The 20,310-nt window shown below is 64.4% G+C and carries 19 protein-coding genes and 1 tRNA gene; 7 read left to right on the top strand and 13 right to left on the bottom strand.

Features of this window, described 5'->3' with window-relative positions; translation table 11 throughout:
• Positions 1-28: 28 nt before the first annotated feature.
• Together NKJ37_RS07515 and NKJ37_RS07510 are read right to left on the bottom strand one after the other, a co-directional pair.
• Complete coding sequence (locus NKJ37_RS07515; protein WP_023811467.1) at positions 29-1,558, bottom strand: ABC transporter substrate-binding protein; 1,530 nt, start codon at positions 1,556-1,558, stop codon at positions 29-31.
• A 110-nt stretch (positions 1,559-1,668) separates the two neighbouring features.
• Positions 1,669-3,243 (bottom strand): phytoene desaturase family protein, encoded by a 1,575-nt coding sequence (locus tag NKJ37_RS07510; RefSeq protein ID WP_352439689.1) that lies wholly within the window; start codon positions 3,241-3,243, stop codon positions 1,669-1,671.
• A gap of 119 nt (positions 3,244-3,362) precedes the next feature.
• Here NKJ37_RS07510 and NKJ37_RS07505 point away from each other — a divergent pair, with 119 nt between their 5' ends.
• Genes NKJ37_RS07505 through NKJ37_RS07485 form a run of 5 tightly spaced genes read left to right on the top strand, consistent with a single transcriptional unit; the run spans position 3,363 to position 9,995 of the window.
• On the top strand, positions 3,363-4,154 hold the full coding sequence (locus NKJ37_RS07505) for a cyclase family protein (RefSeq protein WP_128305660.1): 792 nt from the start codon (positions 3,363-3,365) through the stop codon (positions 4,152-4,154).
• 15 nt (positions 4,155-4,169) lie between these two features.
• The gene (locus NKJ37_RS07500) at positions 4,170-5,741 is read left to right on the top strand and encodes a phytoene desaturase family protein (protein ID WP_352773466.1); all 1,572 of its coding nucleotides are present in this window, start codon (positions 4,170-4,172) and stop codon (positions 5,739-5,741) included.
• Positions 5,741-6,223: a MarR family winged helix-turn-helix transcriptional regulator gene (locus NKJ37_RS07495; RefSeq protein ID WP_023811464.1), complete on the top strand. Its 483-nt coding sequence runs from the start codon at positions 5,741-5,743 to the stop codon at positions 6,221-6,223. Before NKJ37_RS07500 ends, NKJ37_RS07495 begins: the two co-directional genes overlap by 1 nt.
• Positions 6,224-6,268: 45 nt before the next feature.
• Complete coding sequence (locus tag NKJ37_RS07490) at positions 6,269-8,422, top strand: thiamine pyrophosphate-dependent enzyme (RefSeq protein WP_352773463.1); 2,154 nt, start codon at positions 6,269-6,271, stop codon at positions 8,420-8,422.
• Positions 8,415-9,995: an indolepyruvate oxidoreductase subunit beta family protein gene (locus tag NKJ37_RS07485; protein WP_352773460.1), complete on the top strand. Its 1,581-nt coding sequence runs from the start codon at positions 8,415-8,417 to the stop codon at positions 9,993-9,995. The genes NKJ37_RS07490 and NKJ37_RS07485 overlap by 8 nt, the downstream gene beginning before the upstream one ends.
• Positions 9,996-10,000: 5 nt before the next feature.
• On the opposite strand, the gene NKJ37_RS07480 is transcribed toward NKJ37_RS07485, so the two are convergent.
• The 9 genes from NKJ37_RS07480 to NKJ37_RS07440 all read right to left on the bottom strand — a co-directional run bounded on the left by NKJ37_RS07480 (position 10,001) and on the right by NKJ37_RS07440 (position 14,868).
• Positions 10,001-11,605 carry a sulfatase-like hydrolase/transferase gene (locus NKJ37_RS07480; RefSeq protein WP_352773458.1) on the bottom strand — a complete coding sequence of 535 codons (1,605 nt, stop codon included), beginning with the start codon at positions 11,603-11,605 and terminating at the stop codon, positions 10,001-10,003.
• A 9-nt stretch (positions 11,606-11,614) separates the two neighbouring features.
• Positions 11,615-11,737, bottom strand: a complete 123-nt coding sequence (locus NKJ37_RS07475; protein ID WP_352673522.1) for a hypothetical protein — start codon at positions 11,735-11,737, stop codon at positions 11,615-11,617.
• A 161-nt stretch (positions 11,738-11,898) separates the two neighbouring features.
• Positions 11,899-12,186, bottom strand: coding sequence for a GCG_CRPN prefix-to-repeats domain-containing protein (locus NKJ37_RS07470; RefSeq protein WP_023811460.1), 288 nt, complete (start codon positions 12,184-12,186; stop codon positions 11,899-11,901).
• 112 nt (positions 12,187-12,298) lie between these two features.
• Complete coding sequence (locus NKJ37_RS07465; RefSeq protein WP_023811459.1) at positions 12,299-12,760, bottom strand: periplasmic heavy metal sensor; 462 nt, start codon at positions 12,758-12,760, stop codon at positions 12,299-12,301.
• A complete protein-coding gene (locus tag NKJ37_RS07460; RefSeq protein ID WP_352773455.1) occupies positions 12,757-13,203 on the bottom strand; it encodes a hypothetical protein in 447 nt (148 codons plus the stop codon). The genes NKJ37_RS07465 and NKJ37_RS07460 overlap by 4 nt, the downstream gene beginning before the upstream one ends.
• Positions 13,204-13,289: 86 nt before the next feature.
• On the bottom strand, positions 13,290-13,832 hold the full coding sequence (locus NKJ37_RS07455; protein ID WP_023811457.1) for an RNA polymerase sigma factor: 543 nt from the start codon (positions 13,830-13,832) through the stop codon (positions 13,290-13,292).
• Positions 13,833-13,877: 45 nt separating this feature from the next.
• Positions 13,878-14,309 carry an EF-hand domain-containing protein gene (locus tag NKJ37_RS07450; RefSeq protein WP_352773453.1) on the bottom strand — a complete coding sequence of 144 codons (432 nt, stop codon included), beginning with the start codon at positions 14,307-14,309 and terminating at the stop codon, positions 13,878-13,880.
• Positions 14,310-14,472: 163 nt separating this feature from the next.
• Positions 14,473-14,661 carry a YodC family protein gene (locus NKJ37_RS07445; RefSeq protein ID WP_023811455.1) on the bottom strand — a complete coding sequence of 63 codons (189 nt, stop codon included), beginning with the start codon at positions 14,659-14,661 and terminating at the stop codon, positions 14,473-14,475.
• 131 nt (positions 14,662-14,792) lie between these two features.
• Positions 14,793-14,868 (bottom strand) — tRNA-Thr (locus tag NKJ37_RS07440).
• Positions 14,869-15,202: 334 nt separating this feature from the next.
• Between NKJ37_RS07440 and NKJ37_RS07435 the strand changes: the two genes are divergently transcribed.
• Entirely contained in the window at positions 15,203-16,342 is a 1,140-nt protein-coding gene (locus NKJ37_RS07435) for a hypothetical protein (protein WP_352773451.1), read from the top strand.
• 13 nt (positions 16,343-16,355) lie between these two features.
• Here the strand turns inward: NKJ37_RS07435 and NKJ37_RS07430 are convergent, their stop codons facing one another.
• Positions 16,356-17,957 (bottom strand): cisplatin damage response ATP-dependent DNA ligase, encoded by a 1,602-nt coding sequence (locus NKJ37_RS07430; protein WP_023811452.1) that lies wholly within the window; start codon positions 17,955-17,957, stop codon positions 16,356-16,358.
• Between the two features lie 235 nt (positions 17,958-18,192).
• On the bottom strand, positions 18,193-19,203 hold the full coding sequence (locus tag NKJ37_RS07425; RefSeq protein WP_023811451.1) for a ligase-associated DNA damage response exonuclease: 1,011 nt from the start codon (positions 19,201-19,203) through the stop codon (positions 18,193-18,195).
• A gap of 106 nt (positions 19,204-19,309) precedes the next feature.
• Between NKJ37_RS07425 and NKJ37_RS07420 the strand changes: the two genes are divergently transcribed.
• On the top strand, positions 19,310-20,227 hold the full coding sequence (locus NKJ37_RS07420) for a class I SAM-dependent DNA methyltransferase (protein ID WP_352773447.1): 918 nt from the start codon (positions 19,310-19,312) through the stop codon (positions 20,225-20,227).
• The last annotated feature ends 83 nt before the right edge of the window (positions 20,228-20,310 follow it).

The following is a 20,310-nucleotide window of genomic DNA, read 5'->3' as shown; positions in this document are numbered from 1 at the left end:
CTCACGACAGCGTGCCTTCCCATATCGGTCAGGCCGGGGTCATCAGGGCCGGCAGCAGCGCGCCGGACACATGCTGCACCACATTGACGCCCTTGGCATGCACGATCGGCTGCGCATACTGCATCAGCGGCAGCACATAGGCCTGCTCGGCGATGTATTTGTCGACCGCCTTCCAGCCGGCGATGCGCTTGGCCTCGTCCTTTTCGCCCCACAGCGGATTGATCATGTCGATCAAATCCTGGCTGTCCCACACCGAATGCGGGCTCGGGCCGTACATGGCAAAGCCGGTCGAGGTGGTCGGATCGCCGATGGCATTGCCCCAATTGTAGAAGGCCGCCGGCGCCAGCTTGTCGGCGGCGCGCAGTTCGTAGTGCTTGGCGATCTCGTAGACTTCGATCGTCGCCTCGATGCCAACCTTGCGCCACATGCCGACGATCGCCTGGACCATCTCATAGTCCTTGGGTTTGAAGCCCTTGGTCGTCTGGATGGTGAACTTGACCGGCTTTTCCGGCGAATAGCCGGAAGCGGCCAGCAATTCCTTGGCCTTTTCCGGATTGTGCTCGACCTTGATCGACGCGTCGTAGGATGCGTATTCCGGCGTTTCCAGCGTATCGATCGGCTGGCCGTAGCCGCGCAGCAGGCGATCGACCAGCAGCTTCTTGTCGACGGCCATCACGGCGGCCTGGCGGACGTTCTTGTCCAGCATCGCCTCGATGTCGTTGAAGAAGATCATGCCGATGTCGGAAACGTTCTTGCACGAGCCGGCCAGCCCGTCCTTGGCGATCAGCCGGTCATACTCCTCATAGGGGATTTCGAGCGTCACCTGCGAGGAGCCGGATTCGATCTCGGCGACGCGGCTTGCCGCATCGGCGACGAACTTGATTGTCACATTCTCGAAGGCCGGCTTGCCGCCCCAATAGTTCGGGTTTGCCTTGAGCCGCAGGAAGGCGTTGCGCTCGAACTTTTCCACCATGTAGGGGCCGGTGCCGATCGGCGCCTTCTCGAAACCTTCGGCGCCGACCTTTTCGTAGTAGGCTTTCGGCATGATGTAGCCGGTCAGGAACGACATCCATTTGAAATAGACCGGGTCGAACTGCACGACGTCGCCGGTGATCTTGTTGCCGTCGATCTTGAAATTGTTGACGTTCTTCCAGACGAACTGGATAGGGTTGCCGGTCTTTTCGTCGCCTGCCCGCTGCAGCGACCAGACAACGTCCTCTGGCGTGAACGGCGAGCCGTCATGCCAGGTCACGCCTTCGCGCACCGTCATCGTGATCTTGGTGCGGTCGTCGTTCCAGCCCCATTCGGTCAGCAGGCCCGGCGCGAAGGACAAATCGGGCTTCTGCGGAATGAACTGGTCGAACACCGACTGGTAGAGGCCCTGGATCGTCGGGTTGACGGCCGAAGGGCCGGTGGTCGGATCCCAGGACGGCAAGTTGACATTGTAGGCGATGGTCAGTTCGCCGGCGGCTGCCTTGGCGATCTGCGGCAGGCCGACAGCGGCCACCCCGAGTGCCGCGGCGCTGTATCCCAGCAATTCCCGTCTGTTGATTGTCATGGTCGTTCCCCTTGTTGGTTTTGTTTCTGCGCGGCGTCTTCAGGCCATTGGTTCAGGCTTCTTGGGCAGCAGCGCCTTGCCCCTCGTAGCCTCAAGGAAATCTCCGGCTCCTACCTCCCGCCAAGCTGTTGTGCGAGCATGAAGCCCGACGCCGCACCTGTGCCGGCGCCCGGCCATGTCGCGGCTCCGGTGAGGTGCAGATGCGCCACCGGCGTGTTCCAGCCGGCATAGCCGCGCGCAGGGCGGAACAAGAAATTCTGCGCCAGATGATGGCTGCCGCAGACCTGGTCGCCACCGACGAGGTTCGGGTTCTCGCGCTCGAGATCGATGGGCGAGAAGACGGCGCGGCCGAGGATCTTGTTGCGCAGGCCGGGCGCATAGGTCTCGATGATGTCGAGGACACGCTCGGCGTAGGCGTCCTTCACCTCGTCCCAATGCGCGGGTGCGATCTTGCCGGCGGCATCGCCTGTGATTTCGGCGGGCAGCATGCGCACCTGCACCCACAGCACATGCTTTCCCTGAGGCGCTCGCGAGGGGTCGATCGCCGTCGGCTGGCCGACCACCAGCGTCGGCTCGTCCGGCAGCATGCCCGCCATCGCCTGCTGATAGGTGCGCGACATGGCGTCGAGCGACGGCGACAGATGCACATAGGCGAACTGCCGCAACTCGGCTCCGGCGCGCCATTCGGGCAAATCGTCGAGCGCCAGATGGATCATCATCGTGCCCGGCGCGTGGCGGAACTTTTGCATCGCCGTGTCGAAGCCGGCGTTACCCGAACCATTGGGCAGCAGCTTGCCGGTCAGCGCCTTGGGCGCGACGCCGGCAATGACCGCTTTGGCGGCGGTATGCGTCTCGCCCGAAGCGAGCCGGACGCCGGTCGCCTTGCCGGCGGAAACGGTGATCTCGGCCACTTCGGCGCCGGTGACAATCTTGCCGCCGGCGGAGGTCACCATGCCCGACAGGGCGCGGATGATGGTGTCGGCGCCGCCTTTGCCCAGCACCATGCCAAAGCTCTGGTTGGCCATTGATTCCAGATAGGGGAACACCGCACCCCCGGCGATGTCGGGCGCGAAGTCGAGATGCATGCCCCAGGTGGCGAGCGTTGCCCTGATATGCAGCGACTGGAAATTTTCCTCCAGCCAGGCGCGGGGCGAGGACAACAGCAGCCGGCCTGTATCGAGCGCCCCAGACATGCCCTTCTTGCGCCACAGGTTCCACGCGATGCCGGCAAGCGCGCGGGCGCTCATCGGCGAGCCCAGCAGCCGGAACAGATGTTCGGCCTCCGCCGGGAAGGCGGCGACCAGCCTGCGCCATGTCGTGGCGTCAGTGGCGGAGAAGGCGGCCATGCGCGCAGCGGTCTTTTCCATATCGTTGCTGACGCCGAACCAGCGTCCGTCCGGGAATGCGCTGGCAAAACAGTCGGCAACGGGCGCGAACTCCAGCCCCTGCGCTTTCAATTCATTTGCATATTTCCGGTGGAAGGCCGAGCCGGCGAACAGGCTCACATTCATCGCGCCGAAATCGTGGCGGAAGCCGGGAAGGGTGAATTCGCGCGTCTGGACGGCGCCGCCGATCGCTGCGTTGCGGTCGAATATCCCGGTTTTCCAGCCTTTGAGCGCCAAATGCGCGGCGCATGCCAGACTGTTGTGGCCGGCCCCGACAAAGATGGCGTCGAACTCGCTCACGCCTCGTCCCCATTTCCTTTATGCTTAAAGATAATTGCAGATGCATATGTTTTCGTCTAGTAGGATATTAAGGGCCGAGACGAGCCTTGATCATCACACGAAAGAGGGAACTTCAGACCATGGACACCCAAAAACTCCTCGGCGAAGTCGCCAGCCAGCTTCTTTCAGGCGCCATCAAGGTGGTCGACCTGTCGGCGCCACTCGGGCCGGACACGCCATTGATCAAGCTGCCGCCGGAATTGGCCGTCGACACGCCGAAGGTCGAGATCCACAACATCTCCCGTTACGACAAGAACGGTCCGTGGTGGGCCTGGAACTGGCTGAAGCTCGGCGAGCATTCGGGCACGCATTTCGATGCGCCGCAGCACTGGATCTCCGGCAAGGATTATCCGGACGGTGCCACCGACACCATTCCGGCGCAGAACTTCGTCGGCCCGGTCAATGTCATCGACTGCTCGAAGGAAGCCGCCGCCGACCCTGATTTCCTGCTCACTGTCGACCACATCAAGGCATGGGAAGCCAAGCATGGCGCGATCAATGCCGGCGAATGGGTGGTGATGCGCACCGACTGGTACAAGCGCAACGGCTCGGAAGCCGAGTTCCTCAACGCCAACGAGACCGGCCCGCACACGCCCGGCCCGACGGCCGAAGCCATCCAGTTCCTGATCAGCAAGGACATCAAGGGCTGGGGCTCGGAGACGATCGGCACGGATGCCGGCAAAGCCGGCGGCATGGAGCCGCCATTCCCGGCGCACACGCTGATGCACAAGGCCAACCGCTACGGTCTTGCCAGCCTTTGCAACCTCGACCAGCTGCCGCCGAAGGGCGCTATCCTGATCGCGGCGCCGCTGAAGATCGAACACGGCACCGGCAGCCCGATCCGCGCGCTGGCGCTGGTGTCGAAGGGCTAAGCGAAAGCGTTTGCCGTGACCCAGCCGGATCACATCATCGTCGGCAGCGGCATCAACGCGCTGGTCTGCGCGGCGATGCTCGGCGGCAAAGGGGCGCGTGTGCTCGTCCTGGAGCGCAACGACCGCATTGGCGGTTGCATGCGCACCGAGGAGATCACCGCGCCCGGCTTCATCCATGATGTGATGGCGACGACCTTCGTGCTGTTCATCACCTCGCCGGCCTTTGCGGCGCTGGGCGCCGACCTTGCACGGCACGGGCTGGAGTTCTGCCACACGGGCACGCCGACCGGCGTGCTGCGGCCGGACGGCAGCCACGCCGTGCTGCGCACCGACCGCGCTGCCAACGTCGCGGCCCTCAATGCGATCGCGGCAGGCGACGGTGACCGGCACGCGGATGATGTCGGCGGCATCGAGCGCAATGCCGGCCTGCTGTTCGGCTTGCTCGGCGGCAGCCTGTGGTCCTATCCGACCGCCAAGCTGCTGGCCGGCGATGGCTGGCGGCGCGGCCCGCGCGGTCTTGCCGCCTTTCTCGGCGAGGCACTGGTGCCGGCGCGCGGCTGGCTGGAAAACACCTACCGGTCCGAAACCATCCGCGCGCTGTGGGCGCCCTGGGTGCTGCATGCCGGGCTCGGCCCCGAAGACGCCTTTTCCGGCCAGATCGCCAGGGTTATCGCCTTCGCGCTTGAGGCGGCGGGCGCGCCGATCGTCAAGGGCGGGGCAAAAAACCTGCTGGCGGCCTTCGAGGCTTTGATCCGGGAACGCGGCGGCGACATCCGCACCGGCGCCGATGTCGCTTCGATCGTTCAAAGCAATGGCCGCGCGACCGGCGTGCGACTGGCCTCGGGCGAGACAATCACGGCCAACAAGGGCGTCATCTGCTCGGTTACACCGACGCAGCTCTATGGCAGGCTGCTTGGCGCGGATGCACCCAAAGCCGATGTCGAGGCGACGCAGAAATACCGATACGGCAAGGGCAATTTCCAGATCCATTATGCTCTGAGCAAGCCGCCCGCATGGCGGGGCGAAGGCCTGGACAAGGTGGCGCTGCTGCATCTGACGCCGGGACTGGATGGCGTCTCGAAAGCCTGCAACGAGGCGGCGCGCGGCATGCTGCCGGAGGTGCCGACCATCTGTGTCGGCCAGCCGCATGCGCTCGATCCGTCGCGCTGCCCCGAAGGCAAGGCGATCCTGTGGCTGCAACTGCCCGAGGCGCCTCGCCACATCAAGGGTGACGCAGCCGGCAAGCTGCAGGCACCGGCAGACGGGCAGTGGACCGTTGCGCTACGCGAAGCCTATGCCGATCGCGCCGAGGCCATCCTCGCCGGCCACATTGAGGGCTTCAAGGCCAGCGTGATCGCGCGCCGTGCCTATTCGCCGGCCGATCTCGAGGCGATGAACATCAATCTCGTCGGCGGCGACCCCTATGGCGGTTCCTCGACCATCGACCAGTCGTTCCTGTGGCGGCCGTTCAAGAGCAGCCGCAACCATCAGACCGGCATCAAGGGCCTCTACCATATCGGCGCCTCGACCCATCCGGGTGCCGGCCTTGGCGGCGGCTCCGGCTTTCTCCTTGCGGGGAGGCTGTGATGGAAGAGAAGGTCACTGAGAAGCGCCAGCGCATTTCGACCCTGGGGCAGATCGGCCTGCAGCAATTCGCGCCCTATCTGATGAACCGCATCATGGGCCGCTATAACGCCACCTTGCGCGACGATTTCCGCAAGCAGGGCCTGACCATTCCGCAGGTGCGCACGCTGGCCGTGCTGTCGGTCACCGACGGCATCACCGTCAACGATCTCTCGGTCTATACGGTCATCGAGCAGTCGACCTTGAGCCGGACGCTCGACTCGCTGGAGGGCCAGGGCCTGGTACGACGCGAACAGGGCGTCACCGACAGCCGCATCCGCCACGTGTTCCTGACCGACGACGGCCGCGCCGAGTTCGCGCGCGCCTGGCCGGCCATGCATGACGCGTTCGAGGCGATGTTCGACGATATCGACGACGCCGAATATTCCGCACTTATCGCCACGCTTTTGAAGATGCTGAAGAACATTCGCAAGCACGACATCTAGACCTACGCGTCGCCAAACCCCGGGCGGTACCGGAAGGAGAAAAAAATGGCCGAACGCTCTTTTGCCAAGGAAGTCGAAAAGCTTCGGCTGGGTGCCGGCGAGGAATTTGCCGGCGAAGGCATCCTCGCCATCACTAAAGCGCTGCTGCAATGCGGCGTCGGCTATGTCGGCGGCTACCAGGGCGCGCCGATCAGCCATCTGATGGACGTGCTGGCCGACGCACAGGACATTCTGGGCGAACTCGGCGTGCACTTCGAAGCCAGCGCTTCCGAAGCCACCGCCACCGCCATGCTGGCCGCCTCGGTGCATTACCCGATCCGCGGTGCGGCGACCTTCAAGTCGACGGTCGGCACCAATGTCGCCTCCGATGCGCTGGCCAACCTCGCCTCCGGCGGCGTCACCGGCGGCGCGCTGATCATTGTCGGCGAGGACTATGGCGAAGGCTCCTCGATCATGCAGGAACGCAGTCATGCCTTCGCCATGAAAAGCCAGGTCTGGCTGCTCGACCCGCGCCCCAACCTGCCGTCGATTGTCAAGGCGGTGGAGGACGGTTTCGAACTGTCGGAGATTTCCAACACGCCGGTCATGCTGCAGGTTCGCATCCGCTGCTGCCACGTCCACGGCCATTTCATCGCCAAGGACAATAAGCGGCCGCCGATGACGGTCGCCGATGCGCTTGACGCGCCGCGCCGCGACACCGGCCGCATCGTTTTGCCGCCCGCTTCCTTCCTGCATGAGAAGGAGAAGGTGCAGAAGCGCTGGCCGGCGGCGGTCGATTTCATCCGCAAGAACAAGATCAACGAATTCTTCGGGTCGGATCATGGCTCGGTCGGCATCGTCATGCAGGGCGGCATGTACAATTCGGTCATCCGCGCGCTGCAGCGGCTAGGCCTTGCCGACACTTATGGCGACACCGACGTGCCGCTCTATGTGCTCAACGCCGTCTATCCCTTGATTGATGACGAGTTCCTGTCCTTCTGCGAGGGCAAGCAGTCGGTGCTGGTCGTCGAGGAAGGCCAGCCCAACTACATTGAACAGGCCTTCGCTTCGATGCTGCACAAGGCCGGTCGCGGCACCAGGCTGGTCGGCAAGGAGCATTTGCCGATGGCCGGCGAATACACCGGCCAGGTCATGCTCGACGGCATCGGCGCCTTCCTGCGCGCCGAGGCGCCGCATCTGCTGCCCGGCGAAGTGCGGGCGCCCAACAAGGTCGGCGATGGCGTCGACGCAGCCGACCTGATCAATGTCGTGCCGGGCCGTCCGCCGGGCTTCTGCATCGGCTGCCCGGAACGGCCGATCTTTGCCGCGACCAAGCTGGTCGAGCAGGAGCTCGGAAAGCATCACATCGCCTCCGACATCGGTTGCCACCTGTTCTCGATCATGCCGCCCTTCGAGCTCGGAGCCACCACCATGGGCTATGGGCTGGGGCCGGCCTCGGCCTCGGCGTTCAATTCGCCGGATGCCAAGCGCCGCTCCATCTCCTTTGTCGGCGATGGCGGCTTCTGGCACAACGGCCTGACCTCCTCGATTGGCAACGCGGTGTTCAACAAGAACGACGGCGTCATCGTCATCGTCGACAATTTCTATTCGGCGGCCACCGGCGGGCAGGACATTCTGTCGTCCCGCGCCGGCAACAAGACTAAGTCGACCAAGCATCCGATCACCGAGGCGGTGAAAGGCATGGGCGTCAAATGGCTGCGCCATGTCGACCGCACCTATGACGTCACCAAGATGCAGGACACGCTGCGCGAGGCGCTGACGACGGACGAGAAGGGGCCGAAGGTCATCGTCGCCTCGTCCGAATGCATGCTCAACCGGCAGCGCCGCGAAAAGCCGCTGGTCGACAAGGCGATCAAGGGCGGCGAGCGTGTGGTGAAGCCGAAGTTCGGCGTCGATGAGGACATCTGCACCGGCGACCATGCCTGCATGCGGCTGTCCGGCTGCCCGTCGCTGTCGGTGAAGTCGCTCGACGACCCGTTGCGCGACGATCCGGTGGCGCATATCGACCAGAGCTGCGTCGGCTGCGGCAATTGCGGCGAGGTCGCCGATGCGGCGGTGCTGTGCCCGTCCTTCTATCGCGCCGACGTCGTGCACAATCCGAGCCGCTGGGATCGCTTCCTGGAAGCCGCGCGCCGTGCCACCATCAGCCTGTTGCAGCGCCGCCGCGAAAGCCGGCGCCTGACCTTCGCCGATGCTTGACGCCGTCCCCCCACTTCGCGCCCGCGCCGGTGCTCAGGATAGCGAGCGTGTCATCAAGCTCGCCGTGCTGGCGGTCGGCGGCCAGGGCGGTGGCGTGCTCGCCGACTGGATCACCGATGTCGCCGAGCGCAACGGCTTTGTTGCGCAATCGACCTCGGTCGCCGGCGTCGCCCAGCGTACTGGCGCCACCATTTACTATGTGGAGATGGCCCGCGACACCGGCCGGCTGCCGGTCTTCGCGCTGTCGCCGTCGCAGGGCGACGTCGACATCCTGATCGCCGCCGAATTGATGGAAGCCGGCCGTGCCATCATTCGCGGCTTCGTCACGCCCGACCGCACGACGCTGATCGCCTCGTCGCACCGCATCGCCGCCGTGTCGGAAAAGATCGAGCCGGGCGATGGCCGGGCCTCGTCCTCCAAGGTTCATGCGACGGCGGAAGCAGCATCGAAGCGCTTCATCGCTTTCGACATGGAAAAGATCGCCGCCGACAATGGTTCGATGATCTCGGCCAGCCTGCTTGGCGCGCTGGCGGGGTCCGATGCGCTGCCCTTCACACGCGAGAGCTACGAACAGGCGATCGGTGCCGGCGGCCGGGGCGTCAAGGCCAGCCTCGCTGCCTTCGGCGCCGCGTTTGACCGCGCGCGCGGCACGGCAGCACCGGCGCCGAAGCCGGCCGAGCCCGCGATAGTCGAATCTGCCCTGGGCACAGGACAGGTGAGTGGCCCGCAAAACCTGCTGCAGGGCTGGCAGACCTTGGCTGCCCGCATCGACCTGTTGCCGGTGGCCGTGCGCGACATGGCACTTCGGGGCTTGAGAAAGGTCGTCGACTATCAGGACATCGCTTACGGGCGCGAGTATCTCGACTGGCTGGACAAGGCCGTCGCGTTGGACGGGCCGAACCGCGGCTATGGCCTGTCCATCGCTACCGCGCAGCATCTGGCCAACGCGCTATGCTACGACGACATGATCCGCGTTGCCGATCTCAAGACGCGCTCGACGCGTGACAAACGCGTGCGCCGCGAGGTCGGCGTCAAGGACGGCTCGATCCTGCAGGTCACCGAATATTTCCATCCGCGCATCGAGGAATTCTGCGGCACGCTGCCGGCGGGACTGGGCAGCTACATCGAAAGCCGGCCGAAGCTCGCCGCCTTTCTCGACCGCCGCATCAATCATGGCCGCCGCATCCGCACCGACAGTTTTGCCGGCTTTGCAGCACTGTGGTTCATCGGCGGCCTGCGCCGCTGGCGCCGGAGTCTGCTGCGCCACAAGGTTGAGATCGCGCATCTCGACCGCTGGTACGCGCTGGCGCTCGACCATGTTCGCCAGGACTACGCGCTGGCCGTCGAGATCCTCAACTGCCGCCGGCTGATCAAGGGCTACAGCGACACCCATGTCCGCGCACAGTCGAAATTCGACCGGGTGCTGTCGGCGCTCGACCTGGTCAAGGGCCGCACGGATGCCGCCGACTGGATCCGCCGCCTGCGCGAGATGGCGCTGAAGGACGAGAAGGGCGACATGCTCGACGGCGCGTTGAAGACCGTGGCGTCGCTGGGACCGGATAAAATCGACTGAAATATCTAGCGGGCGTCTACCGATTGGAACGGCGCCGGCGCATGCAACGGCACCGCCTCCGGGAACAGATGCAGCAGCCCTGAATCGACACGCCGGCGCAGATGCGTATCCACCTCGGCCCGGTCCTTGCAGCCATGGAACCTGCCGCCGCAATGGTCGCGCAGGCGCACGAGATCGGCCATGACAGGCGACATCGGCAGGCCGGCCGCGTCGAGCAGGCTTGCGCTGAGAAAGCCGACGTCGAGCGGCGCCAGGTCAGGCATCGGATGGCGCAAAGGATGGTTGAAGGTGGTGAGCGTGTAGAAGGTGCGGTAGGCAAGCGAGCCAGGGGTCGCCAAGGCGTCGTCGCCGGCGATGGCGTCGACGAACGGCTTGGTCGCCGACGACTGGTGATCGCCGAACTCGAGCACCACGGCGCCGCGTTCACCGGCATCCGCTTTCCTCTCGTCGAGGAAATGCTGGAAATCGCCGCGCGCTACCGCCATCCGGCGCAGATACTCATTGGCCTGGAAATCGCCCGAGAAAGGCTCGCCCTCGACCTTCAACTCGGGCTCCATCCGCCCCTCATAGGGGGAGTGCGGAAACATGGTCTGGATTTCGAGGAACAGCGGCCGGCCGTCTTCCTTGCGGTGCCTGGCGATGAATGCTTCGGCCGCCTGGTAATAAAAGATATCGCGCAGGTGGTAGAAGGGCGCGGCGATGTCCTTGATGTCGAGCACGGTCTCGAAACCGATCGATTTCAGGAACGGCCCTTCATTGACGAACGAAAAGTCCATCGGCGTCATCACGACAGTTCGATAGCCGCAGCGCGCCAGCACCTCCGGCAAGGCGCCGGCGACCTTGTCCTGCAGGGTGATGGTCAAATAGGGGCTTCGCCAGCCGAAATCGGTGGCCGACAGGCCGGTCATCAGCGACAGATTGGTGATCCAGGTGCCGCCGCCAAACGTCTCGACCTGCATCGGATGCGGCGTGCCGGCCCCCGGCGCGAACTTCTGCAGGAATCCCGCGCCGTTGCCGACCTGCGGAAAATAGCCGGGATCGGACTGGCTTTCGCTGAGCACGAAAAAGACGTCGGGAAGATCAGCCCGGTCGCCGCAATCGACCGTGTCGGCAAAAGGCGGCTGCGGCGCGACGGCTTGCAGCCGCTTTTCGAAGCCCGATTCAACAACGAGGTTGTGCAAATCCAGCAGCGAAACGAAGAAGGCCGACATGTGCCGGCCCTGCATGTAGTAGAAATAACGGTCCTTCGAGGCCTCGGCCGGAAAGGTCAGCGGCACCAGAACGACGAGCGCCGCCATGACCAGGACGCGTGCCGATACCGGCCAGCCGATTTTTCGATCGATCCGGAACAGAAGCACCGCCGCCGTAATGCCGAGCACCAGGGCAACAACGACCGGCGCGATCAGATGGAGGTAGGAGCCGAGCAGGAAGCGGTACACTTCCGGATCCTTCGACACGAAGACCGTGTCGTAGAAGTGCAGCGAAAACCCCTTCATCCTGAATTTGATCGCTGACACCACTGTGATGAAAGCGATGCCCATCCAGGCGAGATAGACGGAAAAGACAAGGCGCCCCGAAGCCAGGAAGAGAAGTCCGGCAAGGGCAGCCACCAGCGCCAGCTAGAACGGCACCGACAGCCATTCGTGCTCGGCCCGTCCGGCGGCGAAGACACCGGCTAGGCTGACCACGACCAGCGTCAGCGGATGACAGAGCACCCGCCCAAGGATTTGAAGCTGAGCCACAGATTTTCCCATGAATATGCCTGAGCATAGTTTCGGGAAACTCTTCGATTATTTGCGGGCTGAGAACAAATCTATAGTGAATTTAACCTTAATTCCGGGGATCGCGCTGTCCGCAACGGCGGGACCAGGTTTCACAAGCGCCTGGCCCTACCGTGCTTCGATCAGTAGTGGTGCCAGCGATGCCAGCGATGGTGCGGATGCCAGACGTGGACCGGAGCGTGCCAGTAATGGTAGCGCGGGCGCACGATGACGACGCCGCTCGGCACGCAACGTCCCCATCTGTTCGGATGCCAGCCGATGCCGCAGCCCCAGCGGACATGCTCGACCGATGCCTGGGCGGCCGGCTGGGCAACGGACACGATGGGCATTGCGCTGGACGCGGTGGCTGTCACGACCGTTCCGCTGAGGGCCAGCATAGCGGCTGCTGCGTAGTTTTTCAGGCGACTCATAATTGGACTCCGAGTGCTTTCGAGTTTGAAGATGGCCGCCCTGCATGGTGCGATCGGGCAGGCTTGTCCCTTCGCATCGTTAAACGGCGTCTCCGGCCTTTTCCGTCGATCGTCATGGCGATTTTTTCGGCGCAACGGCGGCGCGGCGTTCCATATGGCGCAGCAATGCCTGTGCCAGCACGCTCCGGTTTTCGTGTGACGTGTTCGCCGCGAAGTCGACAATGGCCTGTTCAAGCCGGCTGCGGACCGTCACATCGGCATTGCGTGCCCGCTCCAGCGCGGCGGACAAGGCGGCCTTGTCCATGACAGGCTGCTGCAACAGGTCCGCTGCCTCCTGCCTCGCCTGCTGGCCATCGAGAATGATCTGCCGAGACTCCACGCGAACCTGGCGCAACGCCAGGCGGAACGCCTTGCGGTCCTGGTTGGGAAGCTGTCGGCCAGCCGATTCCAGCGAGACACCCGCGCCCGCTTTGGCATTTCTCAGCCAGACCGCACCGCCGGCAAATGCGCCTGCAAGAAAGACGTTCAGCACCACGGAAGCAATGACCAGACCACGGATCCAGCGCGGGCTCATAGGCTTTCCTCACCGTTCTCGGCATCCGGGCCGGCATCGCCAAACGCCGTCACATTGGCATCCAGCACATAATGGTCCGGCTGGACCTCCGGCGTGACGATGGTCACCAGGGCCAGTCCTGCCACGGCACCGGCCAGACCAATGCCGGCAAGTCCAAGTCCCAGCCACCAGAACCACTGACGCCGGCGCTGGACGAGGTGCCGGCCGGCAGCCTGCAGAATGCTGCTGTGCAGCGCCTTGTCCGTGGCGTCGACGCGGTAGCTGTCGAGCAGCGCGTCAAGTGCCCCGGCCTGCCTCAAGATGGCCTTGCCCGCGCCGCTCGCGGCAAAGACCGTGCCGGCCATTCGCTCAGCCTCGGGCCATCGCCGCAAGTCGCCGCCATAGGCCTGTGCCAAGGCGGCAAAGCGCCTGGCATCCATTTCGTTTCTGGACCCTTCAGCCATGTGTCTCCTCCTTGCCCGTCGGCGCCGAGCGCCAGGCGGCACCAGCAAGGCGCAATGGCCGTAGTGCGTTGGTGCTTGCCCGGTGCTTACTCATCGGCGCCATCCCCCGTCAGGATCGCCTGCAGCGACCGCCGGCCGCGCGCAAGCAGGCTCTCCAGGGCATCGACGCTGATCTGCAAGGTCGCTGCCGCCTCGATATTGGACATCTCCTGATAGTAGACCAGAACGATCGCTTCGCGCTGGCGCGGCGCTATGGCTTGCAGTGCCCGTTCGACCCGAAGCGCGTCCTCTTGGCGAGGGGCGTCGGGAAGTGCCGCAGGGTCGACCACGTCCGGCAGGTCGCCGGTCACCCATTCGCGCCTGCGACGCAGCCGGTCGTAGCAAAGGTTGAGCGTCACCCGGTGGATCCAGCTGTCGAAGCGCGCATTGCCGCGCCGCCAGCTCGCGGCATGGCGCCAGATCCGCACGAAGGTTTCCTGCGCGACATCCTCGGCCTCCGCCGCATCGCCGAGCATGCGCACGGCAAGCGCCAGGATACGCGGCAGCTTGCGCGCGACGAGCGTTTGCACGGCTGCGGGCTCGCCGGCGCCAACACGGCGAACCAGCTCCTCGTCCGGATCCGCAGCCATCAGTCGGCGCACTCCCGATGTTCATCGCGCGTCATTGCCTCTTGGTCATTGTTCCTGCTTGGGAGCGGTTTTGTGGCCCGGCAGTTCGTCGGCCGTTAAAATGCCGTCGGCATTCTTGTCCAGCCGGGCGAAGCGCTTGGCGAAGAATGCATCGAGTTCGGCGCGATCGATGAAGCCGTCATGGTTGGAATCGATCCGCGCGAAGGATTTGGCGGCGTCGCCTTTGGCGTTGCGCTTCGTCTGAAAGGCGTCCCATTCCAGCAGGCTGATCTTGCCGTCGCCATCCGTGTCGGCCGCCATGATCGCCTTTTCGCGCCGCTTCTGGAATTTGGCCAGCGTGATGTCGGACCTGGTCCCCGAAGCGCCTGGCGCGGCAAGTGGCGCGGCCGTTGACGGTGCAGGCGGCGTCGCTGCCTGGGCGAAAGCCGCAACGGTCTGCAAACTCAAGGCAACGACTGATATCGAACGACTGATCATGTTGTGCGTCTCCAGGTTGGCGCGACGCAGACGGCTTGTGCCGCCATCGCGCTTCAACCGTTAAACGCCGCGACCCGGAAAATCCGTCGGTCGCGCGTGCTGATCCGTTCAAGCCCGGACAACAGAGGGTGCCCATCCCGATCTGATCGGGATGGAAGAAACTCTAGTCCGACTGGTCGGCCGCAATCAGTTGTTCGGGCTTGAACCCGGCATGTTGCGGGGTCCACACCTCGCCCTCGCGATTGAACCAGTGGCACAGATACATGCCCGAGGCTGCGCCATCGCTGATCGTCATCCTGGGGCCTCCGGATTTCAGCCTGACGACGTCTCCGGTCTTGAAATTGTTGGGCATTTTTTGACCTCCCATGCTGAGGCCATGAGTTTCACACCAAACCGGGGTCTCGACAATGGCAGATCTGCCAGGCCGGCGTCGCAGTCCTTTGCACCAGCTGCGAAGGGGCAGACGACAAAACGGAGGAGGAATGGTGCCGCTTGCGTGACTCGAACACGCGACCCCCGCATTACGAATGCGGTGCTCTACCAACTGAGCTAAAGCGGCCCGGGAAGCCAAGGCCTCCAAGATGCGGCGGTGATAGACGCAACCGGGCGCGAATTCAAGATGCGACTTGGCAATTCCTGCGTCGGCGTCATGGCACCCTCGAAAGCCGGCCGCCGCCGCCTTGTCCGCGAGTCAATCGCCAAGGGAATACGGCGCACGGTGCGTGCGCTCCCTGTGCGCGAAAATCGGCGAAGCATGCTGATTTTGTTGCCGGAACAGCGCCGGAATGGACTTTGCACACCTCTGCGAGGCAGAATACGCCGCTCGCCCGTTGATTGATTGGTCGCCTGCGGCTAACGATCACGGCAAGGTTGGCAAAGACAGAGGGACCTGCTTGGACGCGATCGAAAAAGCGATCCGGAACGCCTTGGAGAAAGGCAATGCCGAGGACCGCGCGTTCCGCGAGAGGGTCTATCGCTCGGCTTTTGCCGCGCTCGATCGCGCGCTCCAGGCCAATCCCGGTGTGACCGTTGAGGTCGCCATCAAGCGCCGCAAGGCAATCCAGGCGAAAATCACCGAAATCGAATCCGAGTTCCTGCCGGCGGTGCCGGATGCCGGCCCGCAGGGCGATGCACCGGCGGTCGAACTCGGAGCGGACCCGGCGCCCGCGGTCGAAACCGGCCGACAGGCATCGTCCCCCGATGTCGTCGTCGACGGACCCGTGCAATCCGCTGCCGATGCGCCGCGCTCCCGCGTCCTGCCCGTCGTTCCCGATATCATGCCGGACGCCACGCTTCCCGATGCTCCGGCCATCGACATGTCGGTTCCGGCCTCGGCCGGTGCGACGACGGAAGTGGCGCCCGACCGCGATGAACGGCGCATAAGGGGACGTCGCCTGCCGCTGACCGCCATCTTCCTGACCGTGACACTGCTCGCCGCGGTTGGCATCGGCCTGTTCTTCGCCGTGCAGACCGGCGTGTTCAAGACATCCGCGCAACTCGACACCGCCCCGCCGCAGGCGCCGCCGACCGTCGAGGACGACGATTTCACACCGGCCGACGGCGGTCCGGCAAAACCCGGCGCCGCGGACCAGGCGCGCGACTGGATCAATGTGTTTTCGCCGGCCGATGCATCCCATGTCAGCGCGCCGTCTGACGCCAGGGCCGAGGTGATGAAGGACGATACCGGTTCGTTCCTGCGCATCCGTTCCGGCGCGTCCGGTTCGGCGATCAGTTTCGACGTCGGACAAGGCGTGCTGGAGAAGCTCGCCGGCAAACATGCCGTGTTCGACATCATTGCCCGCTCCGAAGAAGGCAAGGAGACGCAGATTTCGGTCGACTGCAATTTCGGCGAACTCGGCGACTGCGGCCGCAAGCGCTATGCGGTCGGCCAGCAGCAGAACGAATATCTGTTCGATGTGCAGTTTCCGGACAAGCATCCGGGCTCGGCCGGCACCATTGCCATCAATTCCGACTTCGACAAGCAGGGTAAGGCCGCGGACATCTACGAAATCCGCGTTTCGATCGAGCCGTAAGAGCGCTGAACGGCTAGCGGTCGAGCAGCGCCTGCAGCGTCTCGATGCGGTCGGCCTCGTTGGCCGGCTTGTCCCAGCGCAGCCGCGAAATGCGGGGAAAGCGCATGGCGACGCCGGATTTGTGCCGGGTCGAGCGGTTCAGCCCTTCGAAGGCGACTTCCAGCACCAGGCCGTTGTCGCGGTCGGCCCGCACCGAACGCACCGGCCCGAAACGCTCGATCGTGTTGTCGCGGACATATTTGTCGATCTGCTTCAGCTCCGCATCGGTGAAGCCGAAATAGGCCTTGCCGACCGGCACCAGTTCCTCCTCGCCTTCGGCACCTGTCCAGACACCGAACGTATAGTCGGAATAGAAGCTCGAGCGTTTGCCGTGGCCGCGCTGGGCATACATCAGCACGGCGTCCACCGTGTGCGGATCGCGTTTCCATTTGAACCATGGACCTTTCGGCCGGCCGGCGACATAGGCTGAGTCCCAGCGCTTCAGCATGACGCCTTCGATGATCGGATGCGGCGGCACCCGGCGCAGTTCCTCCAGCGTTTGCCAATCCGTGAAGTCGACGAATGGCGAAATATCGAAACGGCTCGGGTCGAGCGTTCCGACAAACGCTTCCAGCCGGCCGCGCCGCTCGCGAAACGACAGCGCGCGCAGATCCTCGCCGCCGACCTGGAGCAGATCGTAGCAGCGCATGAAGGCCGGGTATTGCTGCTGCATCTTCGGTGTCACCGTCTTGCGGTTCAGCCGCTGCTGCAGATCCGAGAACGTTCCCGTCGCCTGCCGGGGATCGCCGACAAGCAGTTCGCCGTCCAGCGTTGCGGAAAAATGCATGGCATCGGCGAGGTCCGGAAAGGCACCCGAAACGTCATCGCCGGTGCGCGAATAGAGCCGGCGGATGCCGCCCTCGGCCACCGCCTGGACACGGATGCCGTCCCATTTCCATTCTGCGGCATAATCCGCCGGATCGAGCTTTTCGAGATCGCCTTCACTGAGCGGGTTCGACAGCATTACCGGGCGAAACAATGCCAACGCCGTGTTCCTGGGCTTTTCGGCCTTGCCCTCCAGCCACGCGAACAGCGCTGTGTAAGGCGGTGACAGCCCGTGCCAGAGCTCCTCGATCTCGGCCACTTCGACCTTGCCGAAATCGGCCAGCGCCTGTTTGGCCAGCCGCGCCGATACGCCGATGCGCAGCCCGCCGGTGACCAATTTGATGATGGCAAAGCGCGCCGAGGTGCCGGCGCTGTCGAGCAGCCCGGCCAGTACCTTCGGCCCGTCGGAGCGGCTCGCCGCCTGCAGTCTGGCCACGACCTCGCCAAGCGTCGGCTCGCGGTTCGGAAGGTTTCCGGGCGTTTGCGGCCAGACCAGCGACACCGTTTCGGCGAGATCGCCGACATAGTCGTAGGAATAGCCGAACAGCACCGGATCCATGCGCTCGGTGACCAGCATGCGCAGCATCGCCGGCTTGACCGCGGCAATGTGGAGATCGCCGGTGATGGCAGCCAGCGCCAGCCCGCGATCGGGATCCTCCACGGCTCGGAAATAGTCGGTCAGCAAGGTCAGCTTGCCATTGCGCGACGGCGTCAGCACCAGGCGGTCGAGAAGCTCGGCGAAGCGGTTCATGGTGACACTACTGGATGGGCTTGGCACTTCGGCACACCCCCCTCTGTCCTGCCGGACATCTCCCCCGCAAGGGGGGAGATTGACAGCTTCGATGCCAGCACTCTCCTTGCGCGGTTGGTGATTAGCGAAAGCGGCGGTGACATCTGATCTCCCCCCTTGCGGGGGAGATGGCCGGCAGGCCAGAGGGGGGTGTGAAGGATCGCGGCGCCGGTGATTGGTGGATCAGCAACTAGCATCAATCGCCCTCGTCCTCGTACCCTACCAGGTGCAGTGGTCGCGCCGCGATGCCTTCGAGCTCGCACCAGCGCACCAGCGCTTCCTCGCGGCCATGCGTCACCCAGATTTCCTCGGCTCCGGTCTCCCTAATGGTGGCGGTCAGCTCATCCCAGTCGGCATGGTCCGAGATGATCAGCGGCAGTTCGACGCCGCCTTGCTTGGCGCGCTGGCGAATGCGCATCCAGCCTGACGCGAAGCACGAGATCGGATCGGGAAAGCGCCGCGCCCAGCGGTCGGCGAAGGCCGATGGCGGGCCGACGACGATGGCGCCGGTAAAATCATCCTTGCCCCCGCTTTCGACGGTTGCCGGCTCCAGTTGCCCAAGGTCTATGCCTTGGCTCTGGTAATACTCACTGAGTTTGGCCAGCGCGCCATGGATGTAGAGCGGCCTGTCGTAGCCGGCGTCGCGCAACAGCCGCATCACCCTTTGCGCCTTGCCCAGCGCATAGGCGCCGACCAGATGCGAGCGCTCGGGGAACTGCGCTGCCGATTTCAGCAGGCGGGCGATCTCTTCGGTATCGGGGGGATGGCGAAACACCGGCAGGCCGAAGGTCGCTTCGGTGATGAACACATCGCACTGGATCGGCTCGAATGGCGCGCAGGTCGCGTCTCTCTGCCGCTTGTAGTCGCCGGAAGCGACGATGCGCGTGCCCTGATGCTCGACCGCTATCTGCGCCGAGCCCAGCACATGGCCGGCTGGATGGAAGCTGACGCTGATGCCATTGAGTGCAATCGTCTCGCCGAGCTGTGCCGCTTGCGTCGCGCCAGCGAAATTCTCGCCGTAGCGCAGGCCCATAATGTCGAGCGTCTGCCGCGTCGCCAGCACCGAGCGGTGGCCGGAACGTGCGTGATCGGAATGGCCATGCGTGATCAGTGCCCGGTTGACCGGCCGGACCGGGTCGATGAAGAAATCGCCCGGCGGGCAATAGAGGCCCTCGGGCCGGGGATGAAGCAGGTCGCTGGGGCGCATGATCCCCAAGATAGGATATAATTCCGCGGCGGGAAGCCTGTTGTAACTCACTGCTGACTCCCGCATAGAGCACCGCCGGCTCGATCCGCCGGCAGGACCCATCGCCATGAAACCGCTTCAAGCCTCGTCCGGCGACTTGAACGCCGATCGTCGTGCCGATTATGCCGAGATGCTGCACGCGGATGGCGATCACGCAGCAGCGGCGGAATTGCTGCTCGGCGCGCTGGAAATGACACCGCAATGGGCCATGGGCTGGTTTCGCCTCGGTGAGATGCAGCAGGCGGCGGGCGCGGCGGATCTGGCTGCACAGGCCTGGACGATGTCGCTGCAGCTCGATCCATCGGATCGTCAAGGCGCTGCACTGAACCTGCAATTGATCGGCAAGGCGCCGGCGCTCGACGCGCTCCCCAGCGCCTTCGTCGAGACACTGTTCGACCATTATGCCGAGAGCTTCGACGAGTCCCTGGTCGGCAGGCTGGGGTACCGGCTGCCTGAGATGCTCGACCAAGCCATTCGAGCGGCAAGGCCGGGCCGCTTCGCGCTGGCGCTCGATCTTGGCTGCGGCACCGGCCTGACGGGACAGAGGCTGCGGCCGATCGCCGACCGGCTGGAGGGATATGACATTTCGGCCAGGATGCTGAGAAAGGCGCGGACCAAGGGCGTCTACGATTTCCTTGATAAGGCCGATCTGCGGGATTTTCCCTATGCCGGGCCGAAAGCCGATCTGGTGACGGTGGCCGATGTTTTCATCTATGTCGGCGCGCTGGACGGCGTGGTGAAGACGATTGCCGGGCTGCTGGCCACGGATGGCCTGTTCGCATTTTCCGTGGAGACGCTGGCTGGCGACGGCGATTTCATGCTGCTGCCGTCGCGCCGCTACGCGCATGCGCAACACTATGTGCGCGATGTCCTGGCCGCCAACGGGCTTTCGGTCTTGTCACTGGAACCAACCGTGATCCGGCAGGATCGCGGGGAACACGTCAACGGGCTGGTCGTTGTGGCCGGGGCTCCGAACTCCGCCTAGCAAAGACCTGACGACAGCCAGTTCGGCGGTGTCCGCCGTTTTTGCCGGGCAGCGCGATAGGAATTTTTTCTTGACACCATGCC

The sequence above is a fragment of the Mesorhizobium sp. M0140 genome (assembly GCF_040322475.1).
In the GTDB taxonomy this organism is placed as follows: domain Bacteria; phylum Pseudomonadota; class Alphaproteobacteria; order Rhizobiales; family Rhizobiaceae; genus Mesorhizobium.
Note: the sequence above shows the minus strand (reverse complement) of the source record. Positions and strands in the feature narration are given on the sequence as shown.